The sequence below is a fragment of the Streptomyces sp. NPDC030995 genome (assembly GCF_055571215.1).
The window spans coordinates 27,200-46,736 of sequence record NZ_JBVIFS010000039.1 but is presented as its reverse complement, the minus strand read 5'-3'; the positions used below and the strand labels follow the sequence as shown (position 1 = coordinate 46,736).

Annotated in this window: 17 protein-coding genes; 9 read left to right on the top strand and 8 right to left on the bottom strand. The window is 73.4% G+C overall.

Going from position 1 to position 19,537, the window contains the following annotated elements:
- The first annotated feature begins 74 nt into the window (after positions 1 to 74).
- Positions 75 to 614 carry an LppU/SCO3897 family protein gene (locus ACZ45T_RS34510; RefSeq protein ID WP_468448082.1) on the top strand — a complete coding sequence of 180 codons (540 nt, stop codon included), beginning with the start codon at positions 75 to 77 and terminating at the stop codon, positions 612 to 614.
- On the opposite strand, the gene ACZ45T_RS34505 is transcribed toward ACZ45T_RS34510, so the two are convergent.
- The 3 genes from ACZ45T_RS34505 to ACZ45T_RS34495 all read right to left on the bottom strand — a co-directional run bounded on the left by ACZ45T_RS34505 (position 604) and on the right by ACZ45T_RS34495 (position 4,167).
- Positions 604 to 2,619, bottom strand: coding sequence for a DUF5107 domain-containing protein (locus tag ACZ45T_RS34505; RefSeq protein ID WP_468448081.1), 2,016 nt, complete (start codon positions 2,617 to 2,619; stop codon positions 604 to 606). The genes ACZ45T_RS34510 and ACZ45T_RS34505 overlap by 11 nt on opposite strands.
- A gap of 65 nt (positions 2,620 to 2,684) precedes the next feature.
- Complete coding sequence (locus ACZ45T_RS34500; RefSeq protein WP_468448080.1) at positions 2,685 to 3,584, bottom strand: arginase family protein; 900 nt, start codon at positions 3,582 to 3,584, stop codon at positions 2,685 to 2,687.
- A 25-nt stretch (positions 3,585 to 3,609) separates the two neighbouring features.
- Entirely contained in the window at positions 3,610 to 4,167 is a 558-nt protein-coding gene (locus ACZ45T_RS34495; protein WP_468448079.1) for a GNAT family N-acetyltransferase, read from the bottom strand.
- A gap of 34 nt (positions 4,168 to 4,201) precedes the next feature.
- On the opposite strand from ACZ45T_RS34495, the gene ACZ45T_RS34490 reads away from it, so the two are divergent.
- Together ACZ45T_RS34490 and ACZ45T_RS34485 are read left to right on the top strand one after the other, a co-directional pair.
- Positions 4,202 to 4,921, top strand: coding sequence for a hypothetical protein (locus ACZ45T_RS34490; protein WP_468448078.1), 720 nt, complete (start codon positions 4,202 to 4,204; stop codon positions 4,919 to 4,921).
- A gap of 45 nt (positions 4,922 to 4,966) precedes the next feature.
- Positions 4,967 to 5,512, top strand: a complete 546-nt coding sequence (locus ACZ45T_RS34485) for a hypothetical protein (RefSeq protein WP_468448077.1) — start codon at positions 4,967 to 4,969, stop codon at positions 5,510 to 5,512.
- A gap of 46 nt (positions 5,513 to 5,558) precedes the next feature.
- On the opposite strand, the gene ACZ45T_RS34480 is transcribed toward ACZ45T_RS34485, so the two are convergent.
- The 4 genes from ACZ45T_RS34480 to ACZ45T_RS34465 form a co-directional block, all read right to left on the bottom strand.
- Positions 5,559 to 7,559, bottom strand: a complete 2,001-nt coding sequence (locus ACZ45T_RS34480; protein WP_468448076.1) for a prolyl oligopeptidase family serine peptidase — start codon at positions 7,557 to 7,559, stop codon at positions 5,559 to 5,561.
- A 13-nt stretch (positions 7,560 to 7,572) separates the two neighbouring features.
- The gene (locus ACZ45T_RS34475; RefSeq protein ID WP_468448075.1) at positions 7,573 to 8,994 is read right to left on the bottom strand and encodes a M20/M25/M40 family metallo-hydrolase; all 1,422 of its coding nucleotides are present in this window, start codon (positions 8,992 to 8,994) and stop codon (positions 7,573 to 7,575) included.
- On the bottom strand, positions 8,987 to 9,820 hold the full coding sequence (locus ACZ45T_RS34470; RefSeq protein ID WP_468448074.1) for a M55 family metallopeptidase: 834 nt from the start codon (positions 9,818 to 9,820) through the stop codon (positions 8,987 to 8,989). The genes ACZ45T_RS34475 and ACZ45T_RS34470 overlap by 8 nt, the downstream gene beginning before the upstream one ends.
- A gap of 199 nt (positions 9,821 to 10,019) precedes the next feature.
- Positions 10,020 to 10,463 (bottom strand): SRPBCC family protein, encoded by a 444-nt coding sequence (locus tag ACZ45T_RS34465; protein WP_468448073.1) that lies wholly within the window; start codon positions 10,461 to 10,463, stop codon positions 10,020 to 10,022.
- A gap of 396 nt (positions 10,464 to 10,859) precedes the next feature.
- Between ACZ45T_RS34465 and ACZ45T_RS34460 the strand changes: the two genes are divergently transcribed.
- From ACZ45T_RS34460 to ACZ45T_RS34450, 3 genes are all read left to right on the top strand, one after another.
- Entirely contained in the window at positions 10,860 to 11,891 is a 1,032-nt protein-coding gene (locus ACZ45T_RS34460) for an Rv2578c family radical SAM protein (RefSeq protein ID WP_468448072.1), read from the top strand.
- Between the two features lie 112 nt (positions 11,892 to 12,003).
- Positions 12,004 to 13,584 carry an alpha/beta hydrolase gene (locus ACZ45T_RS34455; protein ID WP_468448071.1) on the top strand — a complete coding sequence of 527 codons (1,581 nt, stop codon included), beginning with the start codon at positions 12,004 to 12,006 and terminating at the stop codon, positions 13,582 to 13,584.
- Between the two features lie 24 nt (positions 13,585 to 13,608).
- On the top strand, positions 13,609 to 14,025 hold the full coding sequence (locus ACZ45T_RS34450; protein WP_468448070.1) for a RidA family protein: 417 nt from the start codon (positions 13,609 to 13,611) through the stop codon (positions 14,023 to 14,025).
- Between the two features lie 30 nt (positions 14,026 to 14,055).
- On the opposite strand, the gene ACZ45T_RS34445 is transcribed toward ACZ45T_RS34450, so the two are convergent.
- Positions 14,056 to 14,613, bottom strand: a complete 558-nt coding sequence (locus ACZ45T_RS34445) for a HEAT repeat domain-containing protein (RefSeq protein ID WP_468448069.1) — start codon at positions 14,611 to 14,613, stop codon at positions 14,056 to 14,058.
- 391 nt (positions 14,614 to 15,004) lie between these two features.
- Between ACZ45T_RS34445 and ACZ45T_RS34440 the strand changes: the two genes are divergently transcribed.
- The 3 genes from ACZ45T_RS34440 to ccrA all read left to right on the top strand — a co-directional run bounded on the left by ACZ45T_RS34440 (position 15,005) and on the right by ccrA (position 19,516).
- Positions 15,005 to 16,804, top strand: a complete 1,800-nt coding sequence (locus ACZ45T_RS34440) for a 3-hydroxyacyl-CoA dehydrogenase family protein (protein ID WP_468448068.1) — start codon at positions 15,005 to 15,007, stop codon at positions 16,802 to 16,804.
- A gap of 163 nt (positions 16,805 to 16,967) precedes the next feature.
- Positions 16,968 to 17,780, top strand: coding sequence for a TetR family transcriptional regulator (locus ACZ45T_RS34435; protein ID WP_468448067.1), 813 nt, complete (start codon positions 16,968 to 16,970; stop codon positions 17,778 to 17,780).
- Positions 17,781 to 18,178: 398 nt separating this feature from the next.
- Positions 18,179 to 19,516, top strand: coding sequence for a crotonyl-CoA carboxylase/reductase (gene ccrA, locus ACZ45T_RS34430; RefSeq protein WP_468448066.1), 1,338 nt, complete (start codon positions 18,179 to 18,181; stop codon positions 19,514 to 19,516).
- The last annotated feature ends 21 nt before the right edge of the window (positions 19,517 to 19,537 follow it).

The following is a 19,537-nucleotide window of genomic DNA, read 5'->3' as shown; positions in this document are numbered from 1 at the left end:
GTGCAGGGCCGATCACCGCTTGATATAGCGTGCACGCGTCAAGACTTACAGCACGCTTACTGGGGGAACGCCCTATGACCCATCCACCGCAGCAGGGCCCCGGCCCCTACGGCCAGCCCGGCCCGTACGGACAGCAGCCGCCGCAGGGATACCCGCCCCAGCAGGGGTACGGACAGCCCCAGCAGCAGGCTCAGCCGCCGTACGGCGCCGCGCCGCAGCCGCAGATGTACCCGCCCCAGCAGCAGTGGACCGCTCCGCCGGCGCCGCCGACCCGCAGCGGCGGCATGGGCGTCATGAAGATCCTGAAGATCATCGGCGTCGTGATCGCCCTCATCGTCGTCGCGGTCGGCTACTTCCTGAGCCGGGACGACGCCGACCAGGCCAAGGTCGGGGACTGCCTCAAGAACAACGGCACCGTGATCACGCCCGACCTCCAGGTGGTCAAGTGCGGCGGCACCGACGCCGAGTACAAGGTGGTCCAGGTGCACAAGGACACGCTGGACACCTCCAAGTGCCAGGGCACGGCGGACATCGGCTACCAGGAGCAGAGCGGCGGGTCCCGGCGCCGGTCCGGCAACCAGTTCGTGCTCTGCATCGACAAGATCAAGAAGTAGGCGGGCGCATGCGGAAGTCGTAGCGCGCGGGCAGCGGGCGGTCGGTGAGGGCGGCCCAGACCTCGGACAGGGTCTCCTCACCCTCCCTCAGGTCCGGGAGTTCGAAACCGTCCTCGAAGACCCGGCGGGCCGCCGCCACATGGCCCTCCGCGGCCAGCAGCCGCGCGGCGAGCAGCCGGAAGCGGCCCCCTTCGCGCAGGGCGGGCCGCAGCCGGTCCCAGACGGCGCGAGCCGCCGGCAGCCGGCCGGCGGCGAGCAGGGCCGCCATCGACTCCTGGCCGAGCGCGGACTCCGCGGCCGTCCACGGCTCGCCGCCCCGGCTCTCGCCGGCCAGGTCCTCGAAGGCCGCCGCGTACCCGTCGGCCGCCCGCGCCGGATCACCGGCCAGGGCGTCCGCCACCGCCAGGCACCGCAGCAGCGGCCACCGCGAGGGGGCCAGCGCCAGCCCGCGCTCCCAGCTCCGTACCGCCTGGGCCACGTCCCCGGCATGCCACTGGGCCACCCCCAGGTGGTACTCGGTCAGCGGGTCCGCCGGGGCCGTCTCCAGCATGTCCCGCCAGTGCGCGGCGACCAGGCTCGGCCCCGGCGGAGCCACCCGGCGCGGTGCGGGGAAGACGCCCGTGCGCCACAGCTCCCGCCACGGCGCCTGCTCCTCGCCGAGCGTGGACTCCTCGAAGGGGGTGCCCGGCAGCTTGAATCCCCCGCACAGCACCTCCAGCGCACCCCAGCCCGAGCCCGCCGCCAGCCGCTCCCCCGGCTCGGCGTCGGCGGCGCCGGAGCGCCACGCCGCGTACGCCGCCTCCACCCGGTCGGCCGGGAGGGCCCGCGCCAGGGCGTCCTCGGCCGCGGCCCGGGCCGCGGTCCAGTCCTCTCCGTGTACCGCGCCGGGCTCCGCGGCCAGCGGCCCGTACGCCTCCAGCCAGCTGAACTCCGCCCCGCCCTCCAGCCGTACGTGCTCCAGCTGGGTGCGGGCCAGGCCCGCCTGGATCTCCGCGTAGCCGCCCGTGCCCGGCTCGGTCAGCCACTCCTGCCAGCGCCGGCCGCCGCCGCCCGCGCCCCACACGAACAGCTTGCGCCCGCGCAGCCGCCCGGTGGAGGTCTGCACGAGCCCCTGCCCCGCCGCGTCCAGCGAGGCGATCCAGGGCCGGGCCGCGCCCTGGACCTCGTAGAAGAAGTCGGCCGGATACTCGCTGCGCAGCGGGTACGTACGGTCCGCGCCCTCCCACGCCGGTACGGGGACGCGGCGCAGCGAGCGCTCGTACCCGAAGTGCCAGGCCTCGTCGGCGGGGGCAAGCACGCGCGTGCCGGCGTCCTCCGGGACGGCGGTGTTGGACCACCAGTACACGGGCGCGGGCCGCTCGTGCGGGTTGCGCACGCGGACGCCCGCGTAGAGGAACTCCGAGTCCGCCGGCAGCCACAGGTCCACCTGGAAGGGCAGGTCGCGCAGCCGCTCCCACTCCCACAGCCGGACCATCACGCCCCCGTCCGGGGCGGGGACGAGCGCGGCGTGCAGCGGGGCGCAGGACAGGGTGGTGTGGCCGGTCGCGCCGGTGTTCCATTCGATGCCGCCGGAGAACCAGGCCCCGTTGAGCGCGAAGTTGGCGGGCTGGAACACCGGGTTGCGGTAGAGGAGTTCACGTCCGGTCGGCAGGTGCACGAGCGAGTGGACGCGCCCGCCCAGCCCCGGGAGCACGGTGACGCGCAGGTGCTCGTTCTCGATGACGATCGACTCGAACTCCCGCTCCGACCGCTCCCGCCGGTACCCGTCCCTGACCCGGACGGGCAGCAGCGAGCGCAGCGGCTCGTAGCCGATCTGCCGTGCCATGTCGCGCGGCATCCCGTCGCGCCTGGGGGCACCTCCCAGCGGTAGCTGGGGGAGCCCGTCCGGGCCCCCCTGGTCGACCGCGTGTACGCCGTCGGGCGCGCGCAGCGCGGGCAGCGGGTTCTCGGAGCCCAACGGGGCTGCGGGAAGGGTCAGTACGGCGCGTCGGACGGTGGTGGCCATGGAGGAAATGGAACACGCCGCGGCGGCCGCTGCACAGGGGTTCCGCGGATCACCACCGGTCAGGATTACGCAAAGGCCCCCGCGATCAGGTCGGAGAGCAGCGCGCCCGCACGCCCGTCCGGGTCCAGGTCCGGGTCGTAGATCGTGACGTTGATCCCGACGCAGCGCGGGGAGCTCACCAACACCCCCAGCAGTTCGGCGAGTTCGTCGGGGACCAGGCCGCCCGGGTCGGGGCTGTCCACGGCCGGCATGACGCTCGGGTCCAGCACGTCGGCGTCCAGGTGCACCCAGAATCCGGCGGTGGCCGGCGGGTGCAGCCCGTCCAGCGCCAGCCGCGCCACCGGCCCGGCACCCCGGTCGCGGATCCCCCCGACGGTGGCCACGAAGATCCCGGCCGCGCGCAGCTCCGGGAGGTCCCCATCGCCGTCCCGCACCCCGAAGAGCCGTACGTCCTCGTCCCGCAGGTACGGCGAGAGCCCCTCCAGGTCGGCGAGTTCGGCCTGGCCGCGCCCGGTGGAGAGGGCGAGCTCCTCGCCGCCGGCGGCTCCGACGGGCCCGTTGACGGCCACGTTGCCGGGGTGGCGGAAGTCGGCGGAGCCGTCGATCGCGGCCAGTCCGTACCGCCCGAGCCGGCGCATGGCGAGGGCGGCGCCGAGCTGGATCGAGCAGTCCCCGCCGAGCACGACGGGGAACTCCCCTGCCCGCAGGTGCCGTTCGATCCGGTCGGCGAGGGTGACGGTGTACGCGGCGAGGGCGTCGGCGTGGAACACGCCGTCGCCCTCCTTCCAGTCGCCGCGGTCATAGCGCGGCGGGACCACCACCCCGCCCTCGCGCGCGCCGAGGCGGGCCAGCAGGCCCTGCTCGCGCAGGGCCCCGGCGAGCTTGTAGACGCCGGGTACGGTGCCGGGCGCGGGCGGACGCAGGCCGAGGTTGGACGGGGCGTCGAGCAGTACGAGGCTTCGCATGTTCCCATCCTGTTCCACCCGCCTGCTAGGCGCGCGGCATTTCGGCCGTGATCGCCCACCGTTCGTGGTCGCGCCAGGCGCCGTCGACGTGGAGGAAGTCCGGGGAGAGCCCCTCCAGCCGGAAGCCCGAGCCGCGGACCAGCGCGATCGAAGCGGTGTTGGCGGGCTGGATGTTGGCCTCCAGCCGGTGCAGTCCGAGGCCGCCCGCCGCGGCCGGCGCGAAGGCGTGGGCGAGGACCAGCCCGAGGGCCTCACGCAGCAGTCCGCGCCCGGCGGCGTGCGCGAAGGCGCCGTAGCCGAGGGCTCCGCACCGGAGGGCGCCGTACACGATGTTGTTGACGTTGACGAAGCCCGCGATGTCTCCGAACGCCCGCTCGCAGACGAGGAACCCGGCCCGGCCCTCGCCCTCGGTCAGCCGGGTCGCGTAGGGCTCGTACTCCTCGATGGTGGCGGGCGGGGAGAGCCAGGGGTGGTGCAGTTGCCGGCTCTCGCGCACGCGGGCGGTGAACTCGGGGCCGTCGGCGAGCCGGTAGGGCCGCAGACCCACCCGCTCGCCCTCCCGCAGGTAGCTCGGAAATGTCATCGCCCCAGGCTATGCGTGTGGCACCATCACCGGCGTGATCAAGCACGCGACGAGCCCGAGCCCGCGCACGGCAGCGCGGAACAACGCCGAGTGGTGCGACGCGGTATGCGCCGCGCACGGCCTGTCGCCGCGGTACGACGACGAGCACCTCTGGCTCAGCACGCGGCGGACCCCGCCGCTGTATCCCGATGCCGTGACCCTGGACGCGTCCGTGTCGGCGCAGAGCGTGCTCCAGTGGATCGACACGGACAGCCCCGGCTGCTCGGTGAAGGACAGTTTCGCCGACCTGGACCTGACCGGGGACGGCTTCGAGGTGCTCTTCGACGCCCAGTGGATCCACCGTCCGGCCGGGGTCCCCGTCCCGGAGGCCGCGGCGTCCGGGCTGGAGTGGGCGCGGGTCGCCACCGCCGGGGAACTGGAGGCCTGGGAGGCCGCCTGGGACGGCGAGGAGAGCACCGGGCTGTTCCGCCCGGCCCTCCTCACCGAGGACATCGTCTTCCTGGCGGGCCGCCGCGACGGCCGCATCGTCGCCGGGGCGGTCGCGAACCTGGCCTCAGGGGTCGTCGGCGTCTCCAACCTGTTCGCCCGTGCCGAAGCGGACGCGGACGCCGCCTGGGCCGGCGTCCTCGCCGAAGTCGGCGCCCGCTGGCCGGACCTGGACGTGGTCGGCTACGAGTCCGGGGACGACCTCGCCACGGCGGTCCGGCACGGCTTCACCCCGATCGGCCCGCTGCGGGTCTGGCTGCGCAACTAGGGCACGCGTTTTTGCAGCATGATCGACTTCGGTGAGACTGGGCGCGTGACATCGAACCAGACAGGTCGGCTCATCGGGGCCGTATTCGGACTCGTCTTCGTCCTGGTGAACGCCGGCGCCCTGCCCACGGCCGCCGCCGTCCCCCTACGCGTCCTCGCGATCGCCTCGTTCATCGCCCTGTTCAGGGCGCTGCGCAGGGACCGTGTGCCCTCGGGAGCCGGCGCCGGCACCGCGCCGCGCACCTTCGGCCGCGGCTACCGCCTGGTGGTGGCGGCCGAGGTGGTCGCCGCGCTGGCCGGCATCCTCGTCGTCAATCACCTGCTGCACGCCCCGCAGGCCACGGCCGCCTGGATCACCCTCGTCGTCGGCCTGCACTTCTTCGGCCTCGCGGCCGTCTGGCGCATGCCGTCACTCCGGCTGCTGGCGGGCGCGATGTCCGCCTGTGGCGCCGCCGGCCTGGTCCTGGCCGCCTGCGGCTCCTCGACCGCCGTCATCGCGGCGGTCGCGGGCATCGCTCCGGGCGCCCTGCTGCTCGGCTCCGTCTGGTGGAGCGTGCGCACCGGTCCGGAGCGCGTCGCCGGCCACGCCTGATCCGCGACTCCCCGTGACTTCCCGCGGCTCCCCGGGGAACCTCCGCTCAGGCCTCCAGCTCCAGCCGCGGAATGTCGGTCCGCCTGATGTCGAAGACCTGTGCGTACAGCGACAGTTCGGCCTCCAGCGCCCGGATCATGGTGTCCGCCCGCCGGAAGCCGTGGCCCTCGCCCGCGAAGGCCACGTATGCGTGCGGCACCGGCGCGTGCGGCACCGGACGGCCCCGCAGGGCGGCCAGGAAGCGCTCCGCCTGGGCCGGCGGGCAGACCGCGTCGTCCAGCCCCTGGAGCAGGACGAACGGCGCCGTGATCCGGTCGGCTTGGGCCACCGGGGAGCGCTCGCGGCAGATCACGGCGAGGGTCTGCGGCGGCCCCGCCAGGCTGTCGATGTAGCGGGATTCCAGGTCGTGGGTCTCCTCGGCGAAGCCGATCAGGTCCAGCACCGGGTAGATGATCGCGGCGCACGCGTACAGGTCGGTGGCGGCCAGCGAGGCCGCCGCCGTCCAGCCGCCCGCGCTGGCGCCGCGTACGGCGAGCCGGGCGGGATCGGCGGTGCCCTCGGCGGCCAGCGCCCGGGCCACCGCCGCGCAGTCCTCCACGTCCACCACGCCCCACTGCCCGCGCAGCCGCTCCCGGTAGGCGCGGCCGTAGCCGGTGGAGCCGCCGTAGTTGACCTCGACCACGCCGATGCCGCGCGAGGTGAAGTACGCGATGTGCAGGTCGAGTACGGGCGGCACGTGGTCGGTGGGCCCGCCGTGCGCCCACACCACGTACGGGGGCAGCTCGTCGGCGGCGGCCCGGCAGGCGGGGTGGTGCGGCGGGTAGACGTGCGCGTGGATCTCCCGGTCGTCGGGGCCCAGGAAGGTGCGGCTCTGCGGCTCGGGGTAGTAGGCCGGGTCCACCGGGTCCACCCCGTGCGCGCCGACCACCCGGGCGTGCCCGGTGGCGGTGTCCAGCTCGACCACCTCGTACGCGCTGCGCGGGCTGGCGGCGACCCCGTAGACCCGGGTGCCGTACACGGCGAGCGTCGGCTGCCACGCCGTCCACGGCCCGGCCGCGTCCACCAGGTCGCCGCTCTCCGGGTCCAGGATGCCGAGCACCGAGGAGCCCTGGCCGTGCAGGACGGCGACGAGCCCCTCGGGGAGCGGGGCGAGCCAGCGCAGCCCGGTCTTCCACAGCGCGCCGCCGAACTCCTCTTCCCGCGGGCACAGGTTGACGGCGTCGCCCGTCGCCGGGTCCACGCGGTACGGGTTCCACCAGCCGCTGCGGTCGCTGACCGCGAGGAGGGCTCCGCCGGCCGTCCACTCCACCTGGGCGACGGACTCCGCGGGGCCGCCGAGCACGGTCCGGGCCTCGGCCAGCCTCCCGTCGGCGGTGACTTCGGCCAGCTTCAGCTCGGTGCCGTCCCAGGGCATCCGGGGGTGGTCCCACACCAGCCAGGCTGCGCGCCGGCCGTCCGGTGAGAGCCGCGGCCCGGTGGTGAACCGGTGCCGGTCATCGGTCAGCTCCCGTACGGCGGCCCGGTCCCCGGCCGCCGAGCCGTCCAGCGGTACGGCGGCCAGGACCCGGCGCACATCGCTCGGCGCGGGCCCGGTGAACTCCTCCAGCACGCACCAGACTTCACCGCCCCGCAGCACCGGGTCGGCCCAGCGCAGCCCGCCGCCGGTCCCGGAGACGGGGGTGAGGGGCCGCGGTGCGGCGCCCGCGGGGGCGTCGGGCTCGTACGCGTACAGCCGCTGGTCGGCGAAGTGGACGAAGACCAGCAGGGGCCCGCCGTCGGGCCGTTCGGCTCCGGCCCAGGGCCGGCCGCCGTACTCGGTGAGACGGCTGCGCACGTTCCACGGCGCGGGCAGCACCGTGACCTCGGGTCCGCCGTCGACGGGGCGGCGGACCAGGGCCCGGCGGCCTCCCTCCCCCGGCCGGGGCTCGGTCCACCACACCTCGGGACCGACCGTGCCCACGTACTCGGGCCGCCCGTCGAGCGAGGCGGCGAGTGCGGCGTCGATGGGTGAGGGCCAGCTTCCGTAGGGCAGGGTCGGCGCCGCCATCACCGGATCCCCCTCACAGGGCCCGTAGTGCGCGGTCGAGGACGCGGACACCGAAGTGCAGGGCCTCGACGGGGACCCGCTCGTCCACGCCGTGGAAGAGGGCCCAGTAGTCGAAGCCGGGCGGCAGCTTCAGGGGGGAGAAGCCGTAGCCGGTGATCCCGAGGCGGGAGAACTGCTTGGCGTCGGTCCCGCCCGCCATGCAGAAGGGCACCACGTGCCCGTCCGGGTCGAACCGCTCGACGGACTCGCGCAGGATCCCGTAGGTCCGCCCGTCCACGGGGGCCTGGAGGGCGACCTCCCGGTGCTGGAACTCCCACCGCACGTCGGGTCCGGTGAGCTCGTCGAGGGTGGCGATGAAGTCGGCCTCGCCGCCCGGCACCATGCGGCCGTCCACGTAGCCGGTGGCCTCGCCGGGGATCACGTTGAGCTTGTAACCCGCGCTGAGCATGGTCGGGTTGGCGCTGTTGCGTGCCGTCGCCTCGACCAGGACTGCGGCCGGGCCGAGCTCGGCGAGGACCGCGTCGAGGTCGAAGCCGGGCCGGCGCGGGTCGACCGACAGGCCCTGCACGGCGGCGAGTTCGACGATGCAGGCGGTGACGGTGTCGGTGAGCTGGACCGGCCACTCGTAGGCGCCGATCCGCGCCACGGCGGCGGCGAGCCGGCTGACCGCGTTGGCCCGGTTGGGCTTGGAGCCGTGACCGGCGGTGCCGTGTGCGGTCAACTTCAGCCAGGCGGTGCCGCGTTCCCCGGCCGCGATCGGGTAGAGCGCCCGGCCCGGTCCGGTGTGCACGGTGAAGGCCCCGGACTCGCTGATGCCCTCCGTGCAGCCCTCGAAGAGGTGCGGGTGCCGGTCGGCGAGGAAGCCGGCGCCGTCGACGGCACTGTCCTCCTCGTCGGCGGTGTAGGCGATCACGATGTCGCGGCGCGGCTTCACTCCGGCGCGCGCCCAGGCCCGTACGACGGCCAGGACCATCGCGTCCATGTTCTTCATGTCGACGGCGCCGCGGCCCCAGACCACACCGTCGCGGACCTCGCCGGAGAAGGGGTCCGTGCTCCAGTCGGAGGCCTCGGCCGGGACCACGTCGAGGTGGCCGTGGACGAGGAGGGCCTCGGCGGAGGGGTCGGTGCCCTCGATCCGGGCGACCACGTTGGTGCGGCCCGGCGTGCGCTCCAGCAGGACCGGCTCCAGGCCTGCGGCGGCGAGCCGCTCGGCGACGTACTCGGCGGCGGGGCGCTCGCGGCAGTCGCCGCCGCCGCGGTTGGTGGTGTCGATCCTGATGAGGCCCGAGGTGAACTCGACGGCTTCGGCGAGCGCGATCTCGTCCACGGCGTGGACCGGCGCCGGCTCCGCGGCACCGGCGGCGGGGACCGGGAAGTGGACCGGGGCCGGGGCCGGGGCGGAGGCCTCGGCGGTGGTTGCGGGCATGTCAGCCATATTGCTCCTCCACAGCGGCTGAGACGACTGTCGTGACCGCCTTGAAGGTGCGGATCCCTTCGTACATCGTCTCGCTGGTGTACGCGACCCTACGCTCCCCGCACCGCTCCGCGCCGGGGACCACCGTGGCGGCCATGGCCAGGTGTTCCGCGTCGAACTCCAGCTCCACGGTGAAGGGTCCGCCGCTGACCGGCTCGTGCCGCACGGCCAGCGCGGTGGCCTCCTTGGCGGCGGCCCTGATGTCGGCGGCGGTGCGGGCGGGGGTCCGGCACACGGCGGCGTACCGCGAGACGTGGTCCTTGACCGCGACGGTCACCGCGTCCGGGGCGTAGCCGGCGGCGTCCACGCAGGTCAGGTCGTCGCCGGTGACCAGGATGACCGGGACCCCGCACTCGGCGACGACATGGGCGTTGAGGAGTCCCTCGCTGGCGCGCACCCCGTTGACCCAGACGCCGGTGATGGAGTTGGCGAGGTAGGTGTGGGCGAGGACCCCCTCGGAGCCGGCCCCGGTGTGGTAGCCGACGAAGGCGATCCCGTCGACGTCGCCGTGCTGGACGCCCTCGACCATGGAGAGGGACTTGTGGCGGCCGGTGAGCATCTCGGCGCGGGCGTCGAGCCGCTCCAGCAGCAGGTTGCGCATCGTCCAGTGGGCCTCGTTGATGAGGACCTGGTCGGCGCCGCCGTCGTAGAAGCCGAGCACGGCGGCGTTGACGTCGGAGGTGAACAGCCCCCGGCAGCGCTCCCACTGCGGAGTGCCGGGCAGCACGTCGGCGGGCCAGGTGACGCCGGTGGCGCCTTCCATGTCGGCGGAGATGAGGATCTTCATCGGGCCCCCGGGCGGTCGGTTGCGCGGTCGCGCGCGACGCGGGCGGCACGCACGACGCCCAGCCTAGCCGTCCGGGCCCGCGCGCGGCCCGGGGCCACGCCCGGGTTCCGCAGGCTCACCGGCGACTCACCGGCGGCTCGCCCGGGCCGGGAAATCCACCCGATCCGGTGAGCCGCCCGGGGCCGGCCAACGCCCTGGCTCAGGCCTCGACTTCGGCGGCCAGGTTGGCCAGCAGGGTGTCGTAGATCCGGCCGAGGCCCTTGGGCGCGAAGGTGCGCTCGAAGAACCCGCCGATGCCGCCGGCGCCGTTCCACACGGTGGAGACGACGGCCTTGGACTTGCCCTCACCGGCCGGGGTGACCAGCCAGGTGGTGACCATGGAGGAGTTGCGGTCCTTCTCCACCAGCTGACCGTCGGTGGGCTCGGTGACCTCGAGCAGGCAGTCCCGTACGCGCTTGCTGGTGGCCTGGAGCTTCCAGTGCACCAGGGTGCCCTCGCCGTCGCCGCCCTCGCGCACCTCGTACTCGCTGAAGTGCTCGGGCAGCACCTTCCCCCGGGTCCCGGTGTAATCCGCCAGCGCGTCGAACACGGTCTCCGCGTCGGCTGCGATGATCCGCTCCGTGGTGGCCTCGACCTGCGCCATAGCTGTTCCTCCAGCAGTTGTGTCCGCTCGTCACCGCGAAGCCAACCACCTCCGGGGCGGGGGCCCAAATCCGGGTCGGACGTGGCACCGGACGTACACGAGGAGCGTGTCGGCAGGAAGTCCGGCGAGGTAGGCCCGTCCCGCCCCTGGCCGTTGCGCGTACGGCGGGGTGTGCGGACAGGCGTCCTGGTCGTCGCAGGCACCGTGGACGGGATCGTAGCCCTCCTCGCACCACCGGCCGTCGAGGGTCAGGACGTTGCCGTGGGCAAGCGCCCAACCGGCCCCGACCAACGGCTCGCCCGACCCACCGACCTCGCTGACCAGCGGATATACCGGCCCGCACGATCATGGGAACGTATGTTCTATTCTCGGCCACAGCTACCGAGGGAGGCGCTCATGCGCTGGGACAACCTGACCGGGGGCCCGACGGGTCCCGCCGCGCTCTTCGGGGCCGACGCCGTCGTGACGCGGACCTTCGACACCCCGGAGTTCCGCGGGATCACCTTCCACGAGGTGCGGGCCCGCTCGATCGTCAACCGGGTGCCCGGCGCCTCCCGCATGCCGTTCGAATGGACCGTCAACCCGTACCGCGGCTGCTCCCACGCCTGCGTGTACTGCTTCGCCCGCAAGACCCACAGCTATCTCGACCTCGACACCGGCCTCGGCTTCGACTCCCAGATCGTCGTCAAGACCAACGCCCCCGACCTGCTGCGCCACGAGCTCGGCTCGCGCCGCTGGACCGGCGCGCACATCGCCATGGGCACCAACGTGGACTGCTACCAGCGCGCCGAGGGCCGCTACCGGCTGATGCCCGGGATCATCGAGGCGCTGCGCGACCACGCCAACCCCTTCTCGATCCTCACCAAGGGCACGCTGATCCTGCGCGACCTGCCCCTCCTCCAGCAGGCCGCCGAGGTCACCGAGGTCGGGATCTCCGTCTCCGTCGGCTTCACCGACACCGCGCTCTGGCGCACCGTGGAGCCCGGCACGCCCTCCCCCGCCGCCCGGCTGAGCGCCGTACGGGCGCTGACCGACGCCGGCATCGAGTGCGGGGTGCTGATGGCTCCGGTCGTCCCCTTCCTCGGCGACGCCCCCGAGCAGCTGCGGGACACGGTCCGGGCCGTCGCCGCGTCCGGCGCCACCTCCGTGACACCCCTCGTACTCCATCTGCGGCCCGGGGCGCGCGAGTGGTTCACGGCCTGGCTGGGCGAGCACCACCCGCACCTCGTCGCGCGGTACGAACGGATGTACGCGGGCGGGTCGTACGCGCCCACCTGGTACCAGCGGCAGATCACCCGCCAAGTCCACGAACTCGCGGCGGAATTCGGCATCGGGCCCGCCCGGCGCGGCGCCGCCCGCGCCGTCGTCATGCCCGAGCGCACGGCGGAGCCGGTGGCCGCCGGTCCCACCCAGCTCACCCTGCTGTGACCTCGGACGGCCCCTGAACGGTCATCACATCGGGCCAATGCACAGCCCAATCCCGTCTTCCAGGCGCGGTTTCCGGGACGATTCCGCCCAGAACCCACGGCTGGGAGGCCCCATGCTGCACCCCTTGAAGAAGCGCGCCGCCGTCCTGCTGGCGATCTCCACCGTCGCCGCCGCCCTCGCGAGTCCGGTCACCGCCGCACCGGCGGCTCCGGCCCCCGCTCCCGCCCCGGCCCCGAAGCAGGCCCCGCCGCGTTGGACCGGCTGCGCGACCCCCCGCTACCCCACGCTGCAGTGCGCGTCCCTCAAGGTGCCCCTCGACCACGACCGGCCCGGCGGCCGGCAGATCACCCTCGCCCTGACCCGGGTCCCCCACACCGCCGCCACCTCTCAGGGCCCGCTGCTGGTCAACCCCGGCGGCCCGGGCGGCAGCGGCCGCAGTCTGGCCGGGTTCATCGCCTCCGCCCTCCCCAAGGACGTGGCCGCCCAGTACGACGTGATCGGCTTCGACCCCCGGGGCGTCGGCAAGAGCGAACCCGCCCTCGACTGCGGGGCCGGCCACTTCGCCCCCGTCCGGCCTGACTCCGTACCCGTCGACGACGCGACCGAGCAGGCCAACCTGGACCGGGTCCGCGCCTTCGCCGAGTCCTGCCAGAGCAAGCACGCGGACGTGCTCCCGTACATCGGCACCGTCTCGGCCGCCCGGGACATCGAGGTGCTGCGCGGCGCCCTCGGCGCGGAGCGGATCAGCTACTTCGGCTACTCGTACGGCACCTACCTGGGCGCGGTGTACGCCAAGCTCCACCCGGGCCGGGTGCACCGGCTCGTCCTGGACTCCGTGGTCGACCCGAACGGGGTCTGGTACGAGGACAACCTCTCCCAGGACCGGGCCTTCGACGCCCGCCACAAGGCCTTCCTCGCCTGGGTGGCGAAGCACGACGCCACCTACAAGCTCGGCACCGACCCCGAGGCGGTGGAGGAGCGCTGGTACGCGATGCGCGACGCGCTGCGCACGACGCCGGCGGGTGGCAAGGTGGGCGCGGCCGAGCTGGAGGACACCTTCATGCCCGGCGGCTACTACAACGGCTACTGGCCGAACCTCGCCGAGGCCTTCGCGGCGTACGCGGTGGGCAAGGACCCGAAGCCGCTGGTGGCGGCGTACGAGCGGTTCGGCGCGGTGGAACCCTCCGCGGGCAACGGCTACAGCGTCTACACGGCGGTGCAGTGCCGGGACTCGGCCTGGCCGAAGGACTGGAACCAGTGGCGCGCGGACATGTGGCGGACGCACGCCGCCGCACCGTTCATGACCTGGAACAACGCCTGGTACAACGCCCCGTGCGCGTTCTGGCCGACGGAGCCGCTCCAGGCCCCGGACGTGACCAACGCGGACCTGCCGCCCACCCTCCTCCTCCAGGCGACGGAGGACGCGGCGACCCCCTTCCAGGGGGCGCTCAGCATGCGGGACAAGCTGAAGGGCTCGGCCCTGGTGGTCGAGGAGGGCGGCGGCAACCACGGCATCGCGCTGAGCGGGAACAAGTGCCTGGACGAGAAGGTGTCGGCGTACCTGAGGACGGGGCGGGCCGCGGACGCCACCTGCCCCGCCCAGGCTGCCCCGAAGCCGGCCACGGCGACCCGCGCCGTCCCGTCCTCGGCGGGCGGCGCGGCCCTGCACGGCCTGCTGGGCTTCCGCGGCTGATCTTCACCGGGCACCATCGTGCCCATGACCACCACGCCTGAGCACAGCCACCTCACCCGCGTCCACGCGCCGGAGGGCGTCAGTCCCGGCACCGGATACAGCCACGTCGTCTGGGGCACCGGACGGTTCGTCGCCGTCTCCGGCCAGTGCGCGTTCGACGAGAAGGGCGAGGTGGTCGGCGAGGGCGACGCCGCCGCCCAGGCCCGGCAGGTGTTCGAGAACCTGCGCCGGTGCCTGGCGGCGGCCGGGGCCACCTTCGACGACGTCGTGAAGCTGACCTACTTCGTCACCGATGTGGCCCACCTCCCGGCGGTACGGGCGGCCCGCGACGCCGTCATCCCCGCGGACCGGCTGCCGGCCTCCTCGGCGGTCCAGGTCTCGGCCCTGTTCCGCCCCGAACTCCTGCTGGAGGTGGAGGCCTTCGCCGTCGTCCCCGCCTAGGGGGTCAAGACACCCCCTAGCCCCTAGCCCCTAGCCGGGCGGGAGGCGGCGCAGCGCGGCCGTCGCCGCCACCGCGAGGCGGGGGTGGGACTGGGCGTGCAGGAGGAGCTCGCGGGCGCGGGGGTCGGCGAGGGCGCCGAGGCCCTCCACGCAGGCCAGGGCCACCCGCCAGTAGGGATCGTTCGGGGACAGCAGCCGCGACAAGGTGGCCAGCAGGGCCGGTACGGACTCGGGCGCGCGCAGGGCGGTGAGCAGCCGGACGGGCTGGAGCGCGTAAGCCGTGCGCAGGGCGTTGGTGGCGAGGGCCGCCGCCGCGCGGGCGGTGCGCGGGTCGTCCAGTACGGCCAGTGCCTCGGCGGCGGCCGCGCAGCGGGGCGGGTCCCGGTGGTTGAGGAGCAGCACCAGGGACTCGAAGGCGCGGCGGTCTCCGGCCAGGCCCAGCCGGTACGCGGCCAGCTCGCGGGCCCACAGGGGCAGCCCGGCCGAGGTCAGGGAGGCCGCCAGGTCGTCGGGGCCGGCCGCGCGCAGCACCTCGTACTCGGGCGACTGCCCGGCCTCCGCCCGCAGGCGTTCCAGCACGTCGTTCACCCGGCCACCCTAGGGGGACGCGGGGGTCGCCACGCCGGGTTCCGGGAGATGCGTGGCAGCCGGTTGATCGATGATCGATGATCGGTACATTTGGGCGGTACAGGTCACATCTCCGCGCTCTGGCGCGCCAGTTACCAGCGGGTTACTGTCCTTACAACAACGTACGAGGGCGGCCTGGTGACGCAGCCGCCTCGTGCCGGTCGGTTCGTATGCACGGTGTGGCCCCGGGACAGGGTTCCGCCGCTTCCACCCTCTGGGCTCACTCCCCCTGGGTGCTCTCCCTCCGGGCCCCCTCTCCGGGCTCGTCACCGCACGGCTCTCCGTACGGCATCCGCGCGCGCTGTGCGCCGCGCGCCCCTCAGTCGTCACCCTCTTCCACTGGAGTCCCTCGATGGACCGTCAGTCCAGTCAGCCCACCCTCCAGACCATCGCCGTCGTCGGACTCGGCACGATGGGCACCGGCATCGCCGAGGTCCTCGCCCGGGCCGGCCGCGAGGTCATCGGCATCGACATCAGCGAGACCGCCGCCCGCCGGGCCGTGGACTCCCTCGCCGCGGCCACCGCGCGCTCCGTCACCAAGGAGCGGCTCACCGAGCAGGAGCGGGTGGACGTGCTCGCCCGCTTCCGTACCTACACCGACCTGGGCGCGGCCGCCGAGGCCGATCTCGTCATCGAGGTCGTGCCGGAGTCGTACGAGCTCAAGCAGCAGGTGTTCCGCGAGCTCGACGCGGTCGTGCGGCCCGACACCATCCTGGCCACCGGCACCAACGCCCTCTCGGTGACGCGCCTCGCCGCCGAGTCCCAGCGCCCCGAGCGCGTGCTGGGCCTGCACTTCTTCAACCCGGCCCCGGCGATGAAGCTGGTCGAGGTCGTCTCCAGCGTCCTGACCGCCCCGCCGGCCGTGGAGACGGTCACCGAGCTGGCCCGCGAGCTCGGCAAGGAGCCCGTCTCGGTCGGCGACCGTCCCGGTTTCGTCGCCGACGGCCTGCTCTTCGGCTACCTCAACCAGGCCGCCGCCATGTACGAGGCGCGGTACGCCTCCCGCGAGGACATCGACGCGGCGATGCGGCTCGGCTGCGGCCTGCCCATGGGCCCGCTCGCCCTGCTCGACCTGATCGGCGTGGACACCGCCCGGACCGTCCTGGAGGCCATGTACACCTCCTCCGGCGACCGGCTGCACGCCCCGGCCCCGATCCTGGGGCAGCTCGCCGAGGCGGGCCTGACCGGGCAGAAGTCCGGCCGCGGCTTCTACACGTACGAGGCTCCGGGCAGCTCCACCGTCGTCCGGGACGCGCAGACCCCCGCGGACGGCGCCCGCCTCGGCGAGGGCCGCCCCGTCAGCTCGGTCGGCGTGGCCGGCTCGGGCACCATGGCGAGCGGGATCGCCCAGGTCTTCGCGCAGGCCGGGTTCGACGTGGTGCTGGCCGCCCGCAGCCAGGAGAAGGCGGAGGCCGCGAAGGCCGCCATCGGCAAGTCCTTGGGCCGTGCGGTGTCCAAGGGCCGGCTGACGGAGGACGGCGCCGCGCAGACCCTGGCCCGGATCACCCCGGCCGGTTCGCTGGACGCCTTCGCCGACGTGGACATGGCCGTGGAGGCCGTCGCCGAGGACCTCGCGGTCAAGCAGGAGCTGTTCGCGGCCCTGGACAAGGTCTGCAAGCCGGGTGCGGTGCTGGCCACCACCACCTCCTCGCTGCCGGTGATCGCGGTGGCCCGCGTGACCTCGCGCCCGCAGGACGTGATCGGCATGCACTTCTTCAACCCGGCCCCGGCGATGAAGCTGGTCGAGGTGGTCCGGACCGTCCTGACCGCCGACGACGTGCACGCCACGGTCCGCGAGATCTGCGTCAAGGTGCGCAAGCACCCGGTGGACTGCGGGGACCGGGCCGGCTTCATCGTGAACGCGCTGCTGTTCCCGTACCTCAACAACGCGATCAAGATGGTCGAGCAGCACTACGCCGACATCGACCAGATCGACGCGGCGATGAAGCTGGGCGGCGGCTACCCGATGGGGCCGTTCGAGCTCCTCGACGTGGTCGGCCTCGATGTCTCGCTGGCCATCGAGAAGGTCCTCCACAAGGAGTTCCGCGACCCGGGCCTGGCCCCGTCCCCGCTGCTGGAGCACCTGGTGGCGGCGGGCTGCCTGGGCCGGAAGACCGGCCGCGGATTCCGTGAGTACGCCGCCCGCCGCTAGTCGGTCGGGCCACGAGCCGGATGCGTGGGGAGGGCTGCTCGGGTCCGCCGGACCCTCACGGCGGACTAACCCTCCCGAGCCCAGTGCGGGCTCTCCCCCGCATCCATCCCCGTCCCACCCCCCGCAGGCGCGCTCCCCTGCACGAATGAAGTACTTTCGCTCTATGTCCCAGCCCGCCAAGACCTCGCCCCGCGCCGCCACGGCCTCCGACACCCCGGACAGCCCGGCCGGCACCAAGGCGGCCGCACAGCGGCTCAAGATGCGCCGCGAGCTCGCCGCCGCGGCCATGGAGCTCTTCGCGACCAAGGGGTACGAGGCCACGACGGTCGACGAGATCGCCGCGACCGCCGGGGTGGCGCGCCGGACCTTCTTCAGGCACTTCCGGTCCAAGGAAGAGGCGATCTTCCCGGACCACGACGACACCCTGACCCGCGCCGAGGCCGTCCTCGACGTGGCCCCGGCGCACGAGCACCCGCTCGACACGGTGTGCCGCGGGATCAAGGAAGTCATGAAGATGTACGCGGCCTCGCCCGCGGTGTCGGTGGAGCGCTACCGGCTGACCCGCGAGGTGCCGGCGCTGCGGGAGCGGGAGATCGCCTCGGTGGCCCGCTACGAGCGGCTGTTCACCCGCTATCTGCTGGCCCACTTCGACGAGACCGACCACCACGACGGCAACGACGACCCGCTGCTGGCCGAGGTGGCCGCCTCGGCGGTGGTCACCGCCCACAACCACGTGCTGCGGCGCTGGCTGCGGGCGGGCGGCCAGGGCGACGTGGAGGCGCAGCTCGACCACGCCTTCTCGATCGTGCGCAAGACCTTCGGCACGGGGATCGGCGCGGGCCGCACCCTGAGCACGGCGCCCGCCGCGCCGGCCGCGGTCCGTACGCAGGGCGAGGTGCTCGTGGCGGTGGCCCGCACGGACGCCCCGCTGGACGAGGTCATGCGGACCATCGAAGAGGCACTGCGCACCAGGTAGTCGAAAAGCAGCACGCGCGACCCTCGTCACATTGGCCGCCCCCGGTAACGGGGGCGGCCTTTTGCTTTGTCCGGCTTGCCCCTACTCACGGGTAACTCTGATCGATCATCGCTCATCCGCGCAGGTCAATCGGCAAATGAGAGAAAGTTTTGGCACGCGGTGCCTTGCCGGGTGACACGGGGTGCCATACGTTGAATCTCGTCCGGATGTCCCCGCGACCCACGCCCACACGGCACGGAACGCGCCCCGGATTGCCTGCGTCACCAGGCACAGCACGCTCCACCACAGGCGTCGCCCCGCACCACCGCACCAGCCGGACCGACGGCACACATCCCAGCTGCTCCACGCACCCCGTTTACCTCAGCGCACCCTCATCAGCGCTAGCCGGAGGCTCTACCGTGAAGGACATCCTGGACGCGATTCAGTCGCAGTCCGCCACCGCCGCAGACTTCGCGGCCCTGCCGCTGCCCGACTCGTACCGCGCGATCACCGTGCACAAGGACGAGACGGAAATGTTCGCGGGGCTGACGACACGCGAGAAGGACCCGCGCAAGTCCCTTCACCTGGACCAGGTCCCGGTGCCGGAGCTCGGCCCGGGCGAGGCCCTGGTGGCCGTCATGGCCTCCTCGGTCAACTACAACTCCGTGTGGACCTCGATCTTCGAGCCGGTCTCCACCTTCAGCTTCCTCGAGCGCTACGGGCGCTTGTCGGAGCTCACCAAGCGCCACGACCTGCCGTACCACATCATCGGCTCCGACCTCGCGGGCGTCGTGCTGCGCACCGGCCCCGGCGTGAACGCCTGGAAGCCGGGCGACGAGGTCGTGGCGCACTGCCTCTCGGTCGAGCTGGAGTCCTCCGACGGCCACAACGACACGATGCTCGACCCCGAGCAGCGGATCTGGGGCTTCGAGACCAACTTCGGCGGGCTCGCGGAGATCGCGCTCGTCAAGTCGAACCAGCTGATGCCGAAGCCCGACCACCTCAGCTGGGAGGAGGCCGCCTCCCCGGGCCTGGTCAACTCCACCGCCTACCGCCAGCTGGTCTCCCGCAACGGCGCCGGCATGAAGCAGGGCGACAACGTCCTGATCTGGGGCGCGAGCGGCGGCCTCGGCTCGTACGCCACCCAGTTCGCCCTCGCCGGCGGCGCCAACCCGATCTGCGTGGTCTCCAGCCCGGAGAAGGCCGACATCTGCCGCGCCATGGGCGCGGAGGCGGTCATCGACCGCAACGCCGAGGGCTACAAGTTCTGGAAGGACGAGCACACCCAGGACCCGAAGGAGTGGAAGCGCTTCGGCAAGCGCATCCGCGAGCTGACCGGCGGCGAGGACGTGGACATCGTCTTCGAGCACCCGGGCCGCGAGACCTTCGGCGCGAGCGTCTACGTCACCCGCAAGGGCGGCACGATCGTCACCTGTGCCTCGACCTCGGGCTACAACCACGAGTACGACAACCGCTACCTGTGGATGTCCCTCAAGAGGATCGTCGGCTCGCACTTCGCGAACTACCGCGAGGCGTGGGAGGCCAACCGCCTGGTCGCCAAGGGCAAGATCCACCCCACCCTGTCGAAGGTCTACTCCCTGGAGGAGACCGGCCAGGCCGCCTACGACGTCCACCGCAACCTCCACCAGGGCAAGGTCGGCGTCCTCGCGCTGGCCCCCGAGGAGGGCCTGGGCGTGCGCGACCACGAGCTGCGCGCGACGCACCTCGACGCCATCAACCGCTTCCGCAACGTCTGAGACGCCTCAAAGGCCAAAGGG

What these genes read in the sequence shown, in the direction of transcription:
- ACZ45T_RS34510 (WP_468448082.1), top strand. Translation starts at nt 75, where the DNA reads ATGACCCATCCACCGCAGCAGGGCCCCGGCCCCTACGGCCAGCCCGGC.
- ACZ45T_RS34505 (WP_468448081.1), bottom strand. Translation starts at nt 2,619, where the DNA reads ATGGCCACCACCGTCCGACGCGCCGTACTGACCCTTCCCGCAGCCCCG.
- ACZ45T_RS34500 (WP_468448080.1), bottom strand. Translation starts at nt 3,584, where the DNA reads ATGCGAAGCCTCGTACTGCTCGACGCCCCGTCCAACCTCGGCCTGCGT.
- ACZ45T_RS34495 (WP_468448079.1), bottom strand. Translation starts at nt 4,167, where the DNA reads ATGACATTTCCGAGCTACCTGCGGGAGGGCGAGCGGGTGGGTCTGCGG.
- ACZ45T_RS34480 (WP_468448076.1), bottom strand. Translation starts at nt 7,559, where the DNA reads ATGGCGGCGCCGACCCTGCCCTACGGAAGCTGGCCCTCACCCATCGAC.
- ACZ45T_RS34475 (WP_468448075.1), bottom strand. Translation starts at nt 8,994, where the DNA reads ATGGCTGACATGCCCGCAACCACCGCCGAGGCCTCCGCCCCGGCCCCG.
- ACZ45T_RS34470 (WP_468448074.1), bottom strand. Translation starts at nt 9,820, where the DNA reads ATGAAGATCCTCATCTCCGCCGACATGGAAGGCGCCACCGGCGTCACC.
- ACZ45T_RS34465 (WP_468448073.1), bottom strand. Translation starts at nt 10,463, where the DNA reads ATGGCGCAGGTCGAGGCCACCACGGAGCGGATCATCGCAGCCGACGCG.
- ACZ45T_RS34460 (WP_468448072.1), top strand. Translation starts at nt 10,860, where the DNA reads ATGCGCTGGGACAACCTGACCGGGGGCCCGACGGGTCCCGCCGCGCTC.
- ACZ45T_RS34455 (WP_468448071.1), top strand. Translation starts at nt 12,004, where the DNA reads ATGCTGCACCCCTTGAAGAAGCGCGCCGCCGTCCTGCTGGCGATCTCC.
- ACZ45T_RS34450 (WP_468448070.1), top strand. Translation starts at nt 13,609, where the DNA reads ATGACCACCACGCCTGAGCACAGCCACCTCACCCGCGTCCACGCGCCG.
- ACZ45T_RS34440 (WP_468448068.1), top strand. Translation starts at nt 15,005, where the DNA reads ATGGACCGTCAGTCCAGTCAGCCCACCCTCCAGACCATCGCCGTCGTC.
- ACZ45T_RS34435 (WP_468448067.1), top strand. Translation starts at nt 16,968, where the DNA reads ATGTCCCAGCCCGCCAAGACCTCGCCCCGCGCCGCCACGGCCTCCGAC.